Below are 14,159 nucleotides of genomic sequence, written 5' to 3' on the forward strand. Positions count from 1 at the left end.
CATGGCGACCGGACCACGGTATTTAGTCGCTTTCCGCAGGCGGAGAGAAGGCAGAACCGATTATTACCAGAGAACCAAACTCGTTGTCGCTGATGCGCCGCGCATGGTCGTACGCAGGACCAACCGGCACGTCCTTATCCAGCTGGTCACCGCTGAGATGGAAGGGGACAAGACCCTCGTGTCGGCGAATTCTTCCGAACTTGAACAGTACGGATACACCGGGGCAACGGCGAACACACCTGCAGCATACCTTACAGGCATGCTCTTTGCCGCAAAGGCAAAAAAAGCCGGACAGGATCGCGCGATCCTTGATATCGGCCTCAACCGGGCAACCCCGGGAGCCCGTGTCTTTGCCGCTCTTAAGGGTGCAGTCGATGCAGGCCTTGAGATTCCTTACGGCGAAGGGATCGTTCCCTCAGAGGAACGGCTTAAGGGTGCGCATATCGCGGCCTATAACCCGAAAGCCAAAGATATCGTCAAGAATGTCGAACAGGTGGCAGCCGCCATAAAGAAGGAGCTGGTGTAAATGGCATACGAAAAGGCAGAATGGCGCCCGGTCACCGGTCTTGGCAAGCTTGTCGCATCAGGGGAGATCAAGAGTATCGATCAGGTCCTTGAGAGCGGCAGACCGATCAAGGAACCTGAGATCGTCGATATGTTCCTCCCGGACCTCGAAGACGAAGTTCTCGATATCGCTATGATGCAGAGGATGACCGACTCGGGCCGCCGTGTCCAGTTCCGTGCCGTCGTGATTGTCGGCAACCGGAACGGGTACATCGGCTTTGGCCAGGGAAAAGATGTTCAGGTCGGTGACGCAATCAAGAAAGCGATCACCAAAGCAAAGATGAATCTCGTAAAGGTGCGCCGTGGGTGCGGCAGCTGGGAATGCGGGTGCGATGTTACGCACTCCATCCCGATGCAGGTTGAAGGAGCGGCCGGCAGTGTCCGGGTCACCCTCAAGCCGGCACCGCAGGGTATCGGCCTTGTCACGGGTGATATCAGCAAGAAAGTGCTCGAGCTCGCCGGTATCAAGGATGTCTGGACCTTTGCACGCGGACAGACGCGCACGACGATCAATTTCGCCAAGGCGACGTTTAACGCGTTAAAAGAAACCAATATGATCCGTACAGGGGGGTCAGAGTAAATGTACGCAGTCGTGCAGGTCCGTGGCGTGGTCAATACACGCAAGGACATCAAAGACACGTTAAAAATGCTCCGTCTGCACCACATCAACCACTGCGTGCTCGTAGCAGACAGTCCCGAAAACCTCGGTATGATCCGAAAAGTGAAGGACTACGTTGCGTATGGTGAAGTGGATGCGGCGACTCTTGAGACCCTGCTCAAGACCCGTGGCCGTGTAATTGGTGATTCTCCCCTGACAGACGAGTATATACAGTCCAACTCGACATTCAGCACTATCATCGAATTTGCACAGGCACTGGCAAAGGGCGAGTCAAAGTTGCGCGACATCCCGGGCCTCAAGCCGGTTCTCCGGCTTCACCCACCGCGCAAGGGATACAAGACAACAAAGCGCACATTCGTACAGGGCGGAGCGCTTGGCTATTATGGTCCGGAGATCAATACTCTCCTCTATAAGATGAGGTGAAGAGATGCCAACCAACAAACGTTCAAAATACCGCGGATCGCGGACGTGTGGCGGCGGAACCCACAAGAACCGCCGGGGTGCAGGCAACCGTGGCGGAAGGGGACGCGCAGGCATCAACGCCCACCACTTTGTCAAGTGGTATATGGAAATGGGCGGGCCAGTCTTTGGTAAGGACGGGTTCTTCCATAACCCTGCTGTCACCGTTTCCACAATGGATGTCGGGATTATCGATCAGATCGTACCCTCGCTCCTTGCACAGGGGATCGCAAAACAGGAAGGAGATGCAATTGTCTTGAACGCCGCCGATATAGGCATCGAAAAGGTGCTGGGCAGCGGGAAAGTCACACAGAAACTTAACATCTCCGCAGCGGCGTTCTCGGAACAGGCAAAGGCAAAGATCGAGAAGACTGGTGGAAAGACGCAAATCGTCTGATCCACCTGATTTTTTGGTGAAATAATGGGAGACCTGCTGGATCGAATGGAACCCATTCTTGCTGCGATGCCCGCAGTCAAGAGCCCGGAGGGGCATGTCCACTTCAAGAATAAGCTGCTGTGGACATTGGGAATTTTAATTCTGTATTTTGCGCTCACGAATATCCCGGTATTCGGGCTTGCGTCCAGTTCACAGGATGTTTTCGTGTACTGGCGTGCCCTGCTCGCCGGTGCAAGCGGTTCGATTGTGCACCTCGGTATCGGGCCGATCGTCACTGCATCCATCGTGCTCCAGCTCTTAAAAGGTGCTGATATCCTCCATATCGATACGAGCGAGGCCCGTGGACAGGTCATGTACATGGGTCTTCAGAAGATCCTCATTCTCGTCATGATTGTGATCGAGGCCGCACCGAACCTCATCGGCGGGTTCATGCAGCCCGACCCCACGATCGCAGCACAGTTCTTCGGCGGAAACCTCTTTGCGGTCTCGCTGTTGATCTTTGTTCAGATCTGTATCGGTGGTGTCCTCGTTTTCTTTATGGATGAAGTGGTCACCAAATGGGGGATCGGTTCCGGTGTCGGACTCTTTATCATTGCCGGTATCTCCCAGGCACTCGTGAACGGGTTTATCAACTGGACCGCAGTCAGCGATCCCTATCCGGTCGGGTTCTTCCCGCGCCTGTTCGCTGTCGTGTTTGATGGCGCGAATTTCCTCCAGTATTTCGGCAATGATCTCCTTGCCTTTGTCACGACGATTGCAATCTTCCTGATCATTGTCTACGTGGAATCCACCCGTATTGAGATCCCCCTTGCCCATGCACAGGTAAGAGGTGCCCGGGCACGTTTCCCGGTCAAACTGATCTACGCCAGTGTCCTGCCAATGATCCTCGTGCGGGTACTTCAGGCAAACATCCAGATGGTGGGGATGTTCCTCTCCAATGTGGGCATCACTATCCTGGGTAAATTTAACGGCCAGACGCCAACCTCCGGTCTGATGTACTTCCTTGCGCCTATCAACGGCCCGTCCACCTGGATGTGGTGGGCGACCGATCTCGGGCATGCACCATGGGAAGTCCTCCTGCGCATGGGGGTTGATACCACATTCATGGTGGTGGGTGGTGCGATCTTCGCACTCTTCTGGATCAAGACCGCAGGTCTCGATTCAAAAGATGTGGCACGACAGATCCAGTTGTCCGGAATGTCGATCCCCGGTTACCGGAGAAATCCGCAGGTGCTAGAGAAGTACCTGGACCGGTACATCCCCCGTGTCACGATCATCGGTGGTGTGTTCATCGGTCTCCTCAGTGTGGCCGCGAACCTCTTTGGTGTTATCGGCTCTGTCAGCGGTACGGGGTTGTTACTGACGGTGAGTATCACGTACAGACTGTACGAAGAGATAGCAAGCCAGCAGATCATGGAAATGTATCCGTTCATGCGAACATTCTTTGGCAAAGAATGATTTGAGGAATGAAGGGACAGGAATGGCAGGAAAAAAGGTCATTATCACGGGTGTGCCGGGTGTCGGTAAGACAACGGTCATCAACGAGGCATTAAACAAACTCAAAAGCGAAGGGGTGGACTACCAGCCCATCAATTTTGGCTCCTTCATGTTCGAAGTGGCCAAGAGCGAGGGGCTTGTTGAAAACCGCGACCAGATGCGGACGCTCGACCGGGCCGATCAGAAACGGCTCCAGCAGCGTGCGGCGCAGGCGATCGCAAAGATCCCAGGCAACGTCATGATCGATACACACGCATCGGTGAAAACCCCCAAGGGCTACCTTGCAGGGCTTCCCGAATGGGTGCTCCGCGAGATCATGCCAGATGTTATCATTCTCGTTGAAACGGATAATGACCAGATCCTCATGCGACGCTTGACCGATGAGACGAGAACCCGGGACAAGGAGGGTGCGCGTGCGATTGCAGAGCACCAGCAGTTCAACCGGTCTATCGCCGCTGCGTATGCCATGGTAACCGGGTGTACGATAAAGATTATCACCAACGCCGATCACTTGCTGGATCTTGCCGCTGCTGATATGGCGGACGTCCTCAGGTAACCCAATTTAAGGTGACTTCATGGACTTTGGAAAATTCTGGGAAAAGTACGGATTATACGTCGCGCTGCTCTTTATGCTGCTGATGATGGTCTCGTACAGCATCTCTTGGCTGCGGCTCGGCGTAGGAAAGGGTATTGATTCCGTTTTTGCACCGCTCGTGGAAAGCTTCAATATACCTTTCTTTATCCTGATCGTGATCCTTTCGGCAGCCACCGGCCTGTACTCCTCTATCATCCAGAAATACACGATAGATTACGAACGGATGACAGACGTGCAGGACCGGATGAAGGATTTCCAGAAAGAGTACCGGGAAGCCATGCTCTCCCAGGATGAGAAGAGGATCAAGAAACTGGATACGAAAAAAGACCGGATGATGCGCGAGCAGCTTGAGCTCTCCCAGCAGCAGTTCAAGCCGATGGCGTATATTCTGGTACTGACGGTCCCGATCTTCTTCTGGCTCCTGTACCGCCTCAGCCAGATCCACAACACGATCACTCTTCCCTATTATGGTACGCTGAGCCTGACGGCGCCCCTGATCTGGGTCATTCCCGCATGGATCATCTGGTATATGATCTGCTCTATCACGATCAGTCAGGTGATCAGGAAGGCCCTCAATATCGGGGGAATCTGATGCGGATCACCGTGAGCGGGCTTCCCGGCAGCGGGACGACCTCGCTCTCACGGTATCTCGCGGAACGCCACGGTTTTACCATGATCTCGGCCGGCGAGGTTTTCCGTGAATGTGCAAAAGAGCATCACATGGAACTTGCCGAATTCGGCAGGCTTGCCGAGAAGGATCCGGCCTACGACAAGATGATCGATGCCCGGCAAAAAGAGATCGCAGAAAAGAAAGACAATATCATTGTCGAGGGCCGGCTCTCGGGATGGATGGTGGAGAAGGCGGATCTCAAAATCTGGCTCTTTGCCCCCATCGGTTGCCGGCTCGAACGGATCGTGTTCCGCGACCAGATCGCCGATGTTGAAACTGCAAAGGCGATCACGCTCGAACGCGAGCACTGCGAAGCGGTGCGGTATCGGCAGTACTACGACATCGACATCAACGATCTTTCCCTGTACCATCTCATCCTCAACTCAGAGCACTGGGGGGTCGGGGAGCTTGGGACAATTGTTGATACTGCGATCGGGCAGTTGAAGGTGGCGCCTCAAAAGGCAGTATAGCCGGTCTGGTAATGACACCGATAGCCAGGTACCTTCAGAAAAAACCGTTCTTTTCTTATCAGTCGTCTTTTTACCCGGGAGGCTGCGTTCAATGAATGCGGATGATATCAGCGTTTCACTTGTACGCTCGTGGAATGCGGAAGAGATTGTTGCACTCTACCGTGCCGGTGGCTGGTGGAAGGACGAGTTCGATCCTGCCGAAATCCCCGGGCTTATCAACGGCAGTTTTGCGTTCGTCGTCGCGTCCGATAAGAACACCGGTCATGCCGTCGGGATGGGGCGGGTGATCTCGGACGGGGTCTCGGATGCGTACATCCAGGATCTTGTCGTGCTGCCCCGGTACCGTCGGATGGATCTGGGAACTGCGATAGTTTCCCTGCTCATCACGCGGTGCAAAGATGCGGGTATCAGCTGGATCGCGCTCGTTGCTGAACCTGATTCGGAGCCGTTCTATCTCTCTCTCGGGTTTGGCCGGATGGAGGGACATGTTCCCCTGATCTACCGGGGTGATCAGTGATGATTGGTCAGGAAGATTTCAAACCGGTGACCCTTGCCGACCGGGCATTTTTTGAGCGCCACTACGCGCGGTACCCGCAGTCTCACAGCGACAATACGTTCACGAATATGGTCTGCTGGAACCATTTTGCCCAGTACCGGTACGCGTACGTGAACGGGAATGTGATCCTGGCAAGCACGATCGCCGGCATTACCCGGTTCCGCCCGCCCATTGGCCCCCGCGACCCTGTGCTCATGAAGGATCTCATCCGTTTTGCGATGGAGCATGGCGACGATACCCCGCTCGTCCTGATCGATCCGGCAACCGCGCAGTGGATACAGGAACTTGATCCTACCCTCACCCTCATCCCGGACCGGAACCACTTCGAGTACGTCTACCGGGCTCTCGATCTCGCGGAACTCCCGGGAAAGAATTACCTCAAGATCCGCAGCCAGATCAACAAATTCCGGAAGAACTGCCTGCACACGGTCGAACCGATTACACCTGCCAACCGGGAAGAGGTGATGGGATTTCTGGTGAAGTGGTGCGAGTGGAAAGGGTGCGAGAACGACCTTGTGCTTGCCCATGAAAAGGAGGCGGTTTTCTATGCGATCGAGCATTTCGCAGATCTCCCCCTGCGGGGCCTCCTGATCAGGGTCATGTCGCAGGTCGCTGCCATATCCCTGTTCGAGCGCCTTAACTCTGATACGGCACTTGTCCATTTCGAGAAAGGGCTGCCGGACTGCGAAGGGATCTACAAGGCCATAAACGCGGAGACGGCGGCACTTCTTGCCGGTGAAGTGGAGTACATCAACCGGGAGAGCGACCTTGGCGTAGGCGGTCTCCGCGAGGCAAAGATGCGGTACCATCCGCACCATATGGTCGAGGTCTGGTCGCTCAAACAGTGATCTATGCGTTCTCCTGCCCTGAACCTTTTTTCATAGCTTGGGCCGCGGGAGCGGTGCGGAGGTTTTAAAAAAAGAAGAGCACTCCGTTCGTTTTAGATCGTAATGGGCAGGCCCAGCGTCCCGATAATTCCTGAAAAAATGATCCGTATTGCAATGGCTGCGACCAGCATCCCCAGCACCTTTCCCATGATATCCGTGACGACGGTACCAAGAATCCTCTGGATGCCCGCTGAAAAATACAGAATTACCCAGGTTACTGCAAGGCAAAGGGTGATCGCGACAAACGGGATGAGAATGCCATAATCCTTTGAGAGGAGCATTACGGTCGTGATCGCCCCGGGACCGCAGAGAAGTGGCGTTCCTATCACCACACCGGCTGCTGTCGGGGAGTGATCTTTGGACTTGCAGAGCTCGATCCCCAGTGCCATCTCCATGCCCAGCAGGAACAACAGGATCCCGCCGGCGATCTGGAAGGTAGAGAGCGTCAGGCCGAGGATCTCAAAAATGGCGGTATTGAAGATGAGGAATATATACATCAGCACGCCGGCGACTGCGACTGCAATGAATGCCTGCTTGTGGATCTCCCGCGAGGGCTGTCCTTTTGTCATGCCAGCAAAGATCGGAACCGATAAGATCGGATCGAGGATCACAAAGAGCGCCGCAAACGCATAGATTATACCTGAAACGAGGTCTGCCATATCTATACTTCAGATCATGTGCGGTTCTGACGGATAAATTCACGGGATTTTACCGGGGTGTGGCCTCCATCAGAGCCCCCGTCGAGCCATTTGCATCATTCATAATATATAATATCCGGTAGCAACTATCCTCCGTTATAACGGGCGTTTCCCGGGTCGGCACGATCCGACGGGTGGCCCGGTTTGGAGAGCATCGATGGCAGCAACAAAGAAAGATTCCGGATCTTCCGGATCAAAATCTGGAACGGGGGCCGTGACGACCGTAAAACCCCCCGCACGGACGAAAAGGGCAGCACCGACAAAGAAATCTGCAGGGATCACAAAAGGGAAGACTGCATCCGTGCAGAGAACCGGCGCGTCCCAAAAAGGAAAGTCCGGCGGGAAAAAGATCGCAAAAAAATCTTCGGCAAAAAAGATACCAACTTACAAGCTGAAGCGGTACCGGTGCCGGCTCTGTGGATATGTCTACTCGCCGCTCCGCGGGGAACCGCAAAACGGTATCCCGGCAGGAACCCCCTTTGAAGACCTTCCCGAGGATTATGTCTGCCCGGTCTGCGGGTACCAGGGCCGGGGCAGGATCGGTACATGGGGTTTTGACGAGTGGGTGCCCACCAGGTACATCTGTTCGATCTGCGGGTACGTGTATGATGAGAATCGCGGCGAACCCCATCGGGGCATAAAGCCCGGGACAAAGTTCGATGATCTGCCTGATGATTATACCTGTCCTGTCTGTGCACAGGATCCGAAGATCGATGTCCAGTTCGGGAAAGTGTTAAAACAGGGTTTCGAGCCGCTCTATCTCCAGTAGGATCACCGGGAGAGAACCCCGGCTTACCTCCTCCCTTTTTTCCAGTCTGGCATCTTCGACGTGTATACGGGAGTAAATGGCGTATCTTAATACCTTATACATCCATGCTGAGTGTGCACACACTACGTACATGATTCCATCCACTGATGGTATGGAGGTGTCCAATGCACAAGAGTCAGGATCCGGTGATGCAGGAGAAGCGTGAGGCGCTCGCCCGGTTCCTTGGCGTGGATAACACCGCGCTCCGCATCTCGAACGGCCACCTGTACGGATTCAGGGCTTTTTTCCACGGTAATGATGAGGCATATCTTGTGCTCTCCGATGAGGAGGCAACACAGGCTGCAGAGAATGCAGTGCAGGACAAAATCTGGCTCATCTGCCTTGAATCTCTCTTTGCCTATTTTGACCTCGAATCCTATCCTGCTGACCTGCTCGGGAAGGTCAAGACAAAGGAGATCCGGCAGGCAAACGAGGAGATCAAAAAACTGATCTATCACACCTGCGGGATGGAACCGCTCAGGAAACGGATGCTCACCTATGGCAACCGGAAGAACCTGCTCGCTGATTATGACCAGACCGAGCACGAGCAGGAGGGGTTCTTCATTTACCGCTTGTATTGAAGGGATATGGCGGCATGTTTGTGAGATGTCAGGGATCATGAAAAGCGAATGGATATCGAAGTACTGGGCCGAGCTCATCCTTCTGGGAATTATATTCCTCACCGGGTTTCTCGATCTCTGGAATATCTGGAACCAGGGATTCGACAATCCCTATTATGCGGCAGCAGTCCGGAGCATGCTATCCAATCCCGGCCTTGCATTCTTTAACTCCTTTGATGCGGTGGGGTTTGTGACCGTTGATAAACCCCCGGTCGGTATCTGGGCCCAAGCTGCAAGTGCAGCAGTATTCGGGTTTAGTAACTGGTCGGTAATAATCCCTCAGGCTCTTGCCGGCATCGGATCGGTCGTTCTCATCTACTTCATCGTCAAAAGACCGTTTGGGAAACTCGCCGGGCTGATCTCAGCATTTGCCCTTGCAATAACGCCGATTTTTGTCATGACGTCGCGACTTGGAACTATGGATACCCAGCTGATTTTCGTGATCCTGCTTGCGGTCTGGATTGCGCTCAAAGCGGCACGCGATCATTCGTTCTGGCTTCTTATTCTCTCCGCAGTACTTGTCGGGATCGGGTTTAATATCAAGATGATTCAGGCATTTGTGGTTGTCCCGGCCATCATTGCAATCTATCTGTTCGGCGCTGCTCTCCCTCCTTGGAAAAAAATCATTCACCTTTCTATCGCGTTGCTGGTGCTTGCCGCGGTATCACTCTCGTGGGCAATAGTCGTTGATGCGATTCCTGCCGACCAGCGCCCCTATATCGGGAGCAGCGGGGACAATTCTGTTTTTGGGTTGATGCTGGGTCACAATGGGGTGGAGGCATTTGTGGGTGCAACAAGCATTGGTAATCCACCTTCTGGTCCGTTCCGGTTGTTCAGTCAGGGAATTGATATTTATTTCAGCTGGCTGTTGCCGTTTGCTCTGATCAGTTTATTTGTATGGTGGCGGCGCCCGGTATCGTACTCGCTTGCCGGTATCAGAGAGATCGGTTTCTTTTCTGAAAAAGGAATCACTCTTATCGCGCTCTGCCTATGGTTGCTGCCGGGTTTGCTCTATTTCAGTTGTACAGTCGGACACTGGGAACCGTATTACCTTGCCACTATTGCACCCCCGCTTGCGGGTCTGGTGGGGATCGGTGCTGTGGCGATGTACCGTGAATACTGGAACGACCGGGTCACGGGCTGGGTGCTTGTTTTGGCTGTTCTGGTTACCGGCTTGGTGCAGGCCTGGATGGAATCACGACTTTTTTTCTATGACCCACTGGGGTACGGTTTGATTCTTGTGGTTGATCTGGTCGGGTGTATTCTTTGTGTGGGAATACTTGTATGGCTGCGGGCAAAAAATGTGCAGTGTGCCAACGGGTACTCAGTATCCTTGGCATGTATCGCTGTCGCTGTTCTCTTCGTTGCACCCGCGGTATGGTCCTGTTCTCCACTCATGAAGGGATCTGTACCGGATCGTACGGATATCGCGTTAGCCGATTTCCTGCGCTCTCATGAGGATAATGAAACCTACATTGCCGCGGTGCCTGATGGCGAGGATATGGGTGCATCCCTGATTATCAGGACCGGAAAACCGGTCATGGCGCTAGGTGGCTATTTTGGGGCTGATCAGATCCTCCCGGCTAGTAACCTCCCCTATCTGATTCACAGCGAAACTGTGCGATATTTTCTTGTTCCCGCCAATGATCCCACCCTAGTTAGTACATCTATTGGAATCAAAGACGTTGGTGAGAATGCCGCGATCTACACGTGGGTGACGGATCATTGTATGCTTGTTCCATCATCAGAATGGAGCGGAATCGGGGACGACACCCTCATACTACGTCATCGGTATGCACTCTATGATTGCGCCGGCGCGGTTTGAATAACATGGAATCCCCTCTTGATATCGGTACGGTGCAAATCATCGAAAAAGATGTCTGTCCTGCATCCCTCTCGTGACACTGATTACATCTCTTCCGGATGGGATTACTCATTGTCGATCCCAGTTTCTCTATGAGTTTATTGAGTGCTTGGAGGTTATCAACGGCCTCGTATCTCAACCACTTGTATATTCTAGTCATGATTTCTTTATACTGTGAACCCATTCTGTCGATGGGCCCTCTGAAAAATTGAATTTTTTGGCAGTTCTTATGTATTCTCTGGATCGAGGTGATCCCTACGTATCCCCGTCTCCTCCATCTCACTATTTTAAAATACGCTCAGACGCCCAATCTTTCGCACTGCCCACAATAAATATACCTCCCGGCAGTTTATATCCCATAATGAACCCGCTACGCCCTTTGTTTTCCCACCGTCCCAAAGTCGCTGTGGTCGTGCTTTTCTTTATGGCCTCATGCCTGCTTGTTGCAGGTGCCTGTGCAGCCGATGTATACTATACCGGGTATCTGGGGGATACGATCGACCTGCAGGGGTACTCCTATCATGGTACCCAGGTCTTCCTGTTTATGACCGGTCCGGGTCTTCCCGCCGATGGCGTGACGCTTACTGACGTAAGCCAGCGTGCCGACCAGGGGCAGTTCACCATTATCGACCTCGACAGCAGCCAGCACTGGTCGCTGAAATGGGATACGTCACGGATCTGGAACGATATTGATCCCGGGACCTATCTCGTCTATGTATCCACTGAACCTGTCGATTACTCGCATCTGGGCGGGAGCGACACATACAAGACCCTCTCAGTGTACCTCAAAGATCCCGGTACCCGCACGGGAACCGGTGGCAGCACGTCCTACACGCTGAACCCTGAAGAGTATGTCTCCACGCCGGAAGTTACCATTCCCTCGGTGCCGTCCGAGGCGATCACAACCCCTACTGCTCCAACCCCCATCCAGCAGCCGACCACGCCGGTGCCTGCCGTCTCCACTACCGCAGCTGCAACGGCCACCACGCAGGCAGCAGTGCCACCCGTAACCGCCATCATCGCGGTGCTGGCCGGTACCGGTTTCATCCTGTACCGGGCAACCCGCCGGTAACAGCACGTTTTTGTTCAAGGTCCCTTTTTTCATACGCGGGTTTTATCCCAGCTGGTGTGTACCAGTGTATGATGGGTTATGGACGTAACGGCAATGCTTGAGGTAGCGCATCACCTGGCCCGGGTCGGAAGGTATGACGACGCGATCGCCGAATACGACAGGGTTCTTACAGCAGACCCCTCCAGCACCACGGCGCTCGAACAGAAGGGGAACGTCTTCTACGCCCTTGGCCGGCACGAGGACGCCATTGCCTGTTACGACAAAGCACTTGAGATGAACCCGCACCTCATGACGACCTGGTACGAGAAGGGGTACACGCTGCGCAAAATTGGCAGGTTTGCGGAGTCAATCACCTGTTTTGAGCGTGCGCTCTCCCTCGACCCGGACTACACACTCGCGCTCGCAAACAAAGGTTATGCCTTGAATGCACTCGGGAGGTACGAGGATGCCGTTGCCTGCTTCGAACGGATCCTTGATGCCGGCCCGAATAATATACGGGCGATGACTGCCAAGGGGATCGCCCTCCTGGGCCTTGGCCGGAACGAGAAAGCACTTGCCGCATTTGACCTGGCGATCAGCATCAACCCAATTAACACCTTTGTCTGGCAGCACCGGGCCGAGGCCCTGCGCCGGCTGGGCCGGAGTGCGGAGGCGGACGAGAGCCACCAGCACGTTTTTGACAAGTGAGGGTGCCGCACGATGGCACGTTAAACCCGGCGACCACTACGGGGAAAACTCTCTTTTAACTATTGGCCGAGGACGCAAAAAAAAATTTAGATGAGTTCAAGCCGTCTCCCGGATCCGCCTTAAAACGTTAAAAAATAGGGGGGTATTTTTCCCGCGTTAACGGGGCATTAAATGAGTTTAAAGATTGGGTGGCTTTCAGATTTGCACTCGACGCCAAGCTGGCGGGTTGCCTCAAGGACAGTGATATCCGTGTAGGCCTGTGCGGTGATCATTGCTTCGACGTTCTCGATAGGTCCGTACATAATCAGGTCGGCACCAAGGGTGCTTGCAATCATGTTGCAGCCGATATCGGGTGCGGACCATGCAGCCTGCTTGATCCCCTCAATACCGCCGAGGTAGTGGTGGGACATCTGTTCGAGCAGGGCGTCCTTGCCTTTGTATCCTGCTGCGAGGACTGACGGGGTCTTGCTCGTGCCCTTCCAGCGCTTGAGCCAGGTCCAGGAGACCGTCATGTTGTGGTATGCACCACCGGTCGGGTACCCGTGGATAGCTTTGCAGGCGAGGATCTCACGGTAGGAACCACCGGAGCCGAGGCCGAGCGGGGTTGCTGCTGTATCCAGGATCGGGCGCTTGATACCGCAGTACTCTGCGATCTCGAGCATACCCTTGGTCTGACCTGCAACGCCGCCTTCGGTGAGTACTTTCTCACGGCCGGCAACGGATGGGTCTGCAGGGTTGAACGCGAGCACAATCGCAGCGTCTACGTCGCTGTTCTTGAGTGCCTCGATGCTTTCGGGCAGGATTGAACCGTTGATCGAGTTGTAGATCGCGCGGTGTGCAAGCCCGACCTCGGTCACGTACTCGCACGCGTGGGCGAGCGCCTTCGGAACCGATGAGTCCATCAGGAATGCAGTCTTGTTGTCGATACTGTCGAACCACGAGAAGTAGCTCTCGAATGCTTCCCCGTATTCCGCAATGATCTGGATGAAATGCGGAACGCCGGTTAAATCAGAGAGTTCCTGACAGCGGTTCCAGAGTGCTTCTGCCTTTACCTTGTCGATCTTTCCTGTCTTGTCGTCAAGAACAATCTCCTGTTTGTTGTAGAAGATTGAAGCACCCAATACGGTCGGGTATTCGCCGGGCTGTCCACCAATTTTGGTGCCGTTGAAGTCCCAGACACTCTGTTCTTTTTCAAACTTGAACATGTTTTTACACCTCCATTACACCAATGCCATCAATTTCTGGAGCATAAACAGCAGCATGATGAATACGATTATGCCTGCAACGAGGCCGTACAGTATGCCGATGTCCCGTCCGATCTTTCTCCCAACACGCTGTGCCACTTCAGCATCCACGAACTCGATTTTCTTTTCGATCTTGTCGAGTCTCTTCTCGATTTCGAGGAACTGGGGGTTTGCCCCTGCTGCTGCGACTTCAGCCCCGCCCGCGGCTTCCTTGACTTCGACGACAATAGGGTCGGCGGCAAAGGCGCCTGGGTCTTTGGCCTTGAGTTCGTTGATCTTGGCCTTGATGGCGTTGAGGTCCTCGCTCTCCATGATATTGACGACAGTGATCTGCTCCTGGAAGCGCTTGATCGCCGCATCATTGAGATTCTCAATGAAGGGGATAGCGCCTTCAGCGCCGACAATCCTGCCGTCCTTGACGCCGCTCTTGTGGAGGGCAACCATGGACTGTC

At 54.1% G+C, this 14,159-nt stretch carries 18 protein-coding genes; 15 read left to right on the forward strand and 3 right to left on the reverse strand.

Going from position 1 to position 14,159, the window contains the following annotated elements:
* Position 1: 1 nt before the first annotated feature.
* The 10 genes from WCE46_RS07485 (at position 2) to WCE46_RS07530 (ending at position 6,675) form a co-directional block, all read left to right on the forward strand.
* Positions 2-526 carry a 50S ribosomal protein L18 gene (locus WCE46_RS07485; protein ID WP_424038535.1) on the forward strand — a complete coding sequence of 175 codons (525 nt, stop codon included), beginning with the start codon at positions 2-4 and terminating at the stop codon, positions 524-526.
* On the forward strand, positions 527-1,144 hold the full coding sequence (locus WCE46_RS07490) for a 30S ribosomal protein S5 (RefSeq protein ID WP_424733069.1): 618 nt from the start codon (positions 527-529) through the stop codon (positions 1,142-1,144).
* The gene (locus tag WCE46_RS07495) at positions 1,145-1,606 is read left to right on the forward strand and encodes a 50S ribosomal protein L30 (RefSeq protein WP_424733070.1); all 462 of its coding nucleotides are present in this window, start codon (positions 1,145-1,147) and stop codon (positions 1,604-1,606) included.
* Positions 1,607-1,610: 4 nt separating this feature from the next.
* The gene (locus WCE46_RS07500; protein ID WP_424733071.1) at positions 1,611-2,039 is read left to right on the forward strand and encodes an uL15 family ribosomal protein; all 429 of its coding nucleotides are present in this window, start codon (positions 1,611-1,613) and stop codon (positions 2,037-2,039) included.
* Between the two features lie 24 nt (positions 2,040-2,063).
* Positions 2,064-3,497 carry a preprotein translocase subunit SecY gene (gene secY, locus WCE46_RS07505; protein WP_424733072.1) on the forward strand — a complete coding sequence of 478 codons (1,434 nt, stop codon included), beginning with the start codon at positions 2,064-2,066 and terminating at the stop codon, positions 3,495-3,497.
* A 22-nt stretch (positions 3,498-3,519) separates the two neighbouring features.
* Complete coding sequence (locus WCE46_RS07510) at positions 3,520-4,092, forward strand: adenylate kinase (RefSeq protein WP_424733073.1); 573 nt, start codon at positions 3,520-3,522, stop codon at positions 4,090-4,092.
* A gap of 19 nt (positions 4,093-4,111) precedes the next feature.
* Positions 4,112-4,723: a DUF106 domain-containing protein gene (locus WCE46_RS07515; protein ID WP_424733074.1), complete on the forward strand. Its 612-nt coding sequence runs from the start codon at positions 4,112-4,114 to the stop codon at positions 4,721-4,723.
* The gene (cmk, locus tag WCE46_RS07520) at positions 4,723-5,271 is read left to right on the forward strand and encodes a (d)CMP kinase (protein WP_424733075.1); all 549 of its coding nucleotides are present in this window, start codon (positions 4,723-4,725) and stop codon (positions 5,269-5,271) included. Before WCE46_RS07515 ends, cmk begins: the two co-directional genes overlap by 1 nt.
* A 91-nt stretch (positions 5,272-5,362) precedes the next feature.
* Complete coding sequence (locus WCE46_RS07525) at positions 5,363-5,788, forward strand: GNAT family N-acetyltransferase (protein ID WP_424733076.1); 426 nt, start codon at positions 5,363-5,365, stop codon at positions 5,786-5,788.
* Positions 5,788-6,675, forward strand: a complete 888-nt coding sequence (locus tag WCE46_RS07530) for a DUF2156 domain-containing protein (RefSeq protein WP_424733077.1) — start codon at positions 5,788-5,790, stop codon at positions 6,673-6,675. The genes WCE46_RS07525 and WCE46_RS07530 overlap by 1 nt, the downstream gene beginning before the upstream one ends.
* 92 nt (positions 6,676-6,767) lie before the next feature.
* Here the strand turns inward: WCE46_RS07530 and WCE46_RS07535 are convergent, their stop codons facing one another.
* Complete coding sequence (locus WCE46_RS07535; protein ID WP_424733078.1) at positions 6,768-7,373, reverse strand: MarC family protein; 606 nt, start codon at positions 7,371-7,373, stop codon at positions 6,768-6,770.
* Positions 7,374-7,626: 253 nt separating this feature from the next.
* On the opposite strand from WCE46_RS07535, the gene WCE46_RS07540 reads away from it, so the two are divergent.
* From WCE46_RS07540 to WCE46_RS07560, 5 genes are all read left to right on the forward strand, one after another.
* Positions 7,627-8,181 (forward strand): rubredoxin, encoded by a 555-nt coding sequence (locus WCE46_RS07540; protein ID WP_424733079.1) that lies wholly within the window; start codon positions 7,627-7,629, stop codon positions 8,179-8,181.
* Positions 8,182-8,345: 164 nt separating this feature from the next.
* A complete protein-coding gene (locus WCE46_RS07545) occupies positions 8,346-8,801 on the forward strand; it encodes a hypothetical protein (protein WP_424733080.1) in 456 nt (151 codons plus the stop codon).
* Between the two features lie 37 nt (positions 8,802-8,838).
* A complete protein-coding gene (locus tag WCE46_RS07550) occupies positions 8,839-10,665 on the forward strand; it encodes an ArnT family glycosyltransferase (RefSeq protein ID WP_424733081.1) in 1,827 nt (608 codons plus the stop codon).
* 400 nt (positions 10,666-11,065) lie between these two features.
* Complete coding sequence (locus tag WCE46_RS07555) at positions 11,066-11,776, forward strand: hypothetical protein (RefSeq protein WP_424733082.1); 711 nt, start codon at positions 11,066-11,068, stop codon at positions 11,774-11,776.
* A 78-nt stretch (positions 11,777-11,854) separates the two neighbouring features.
* Positions 11,855-12,463 (forward strand): tetratricopeptide repeat protein, encoded by a 609-nt coding sequence (locus WCE46_RS07560; protein WP_424733083.1) that lies wholly within the window; start codon positions 11,855-11,857, stop codon positions 12,461-12,463.
* 167 nt (positions 12,464-12,630) lie between these two features.
* On the opposite strand, the gene mtrH is transcribed toward WCE46_RS07560, so the two are convergent.
* Complete coding sequence (mtrH, locus tag WCE46_RS07565; protein WP_424733084.1) at positions 12,631-13,668, reverse strand: tetrahydromethanopterin S-methyltransferase subunit H; 1,038 nt, start codon at positions 13,666-13,668, stop codon at positions 12,631-12,633.
* 15 nt (positions 13,669-13,683) lie between these two features.
* A partial coding sequence (gene mtrG / locus WCE46_RS07570; RefSeq protein ID WP_424733085.1) for a tetrahydromethanopterin S-methyltransferase subunit MtrG occupies positions 13,684-14,159 on the reverse strand: 476 nt, incomplete at its 5' end.

The sequence above is a fragment of the Methanoregula sp. genome (assembly GCF_049690535.1).
Classification (GTDB): Archaea; Halobacteriota; Methanomicrobia; order Methanomicrobiales; family Methanospirillaceae; genus Methanoregula.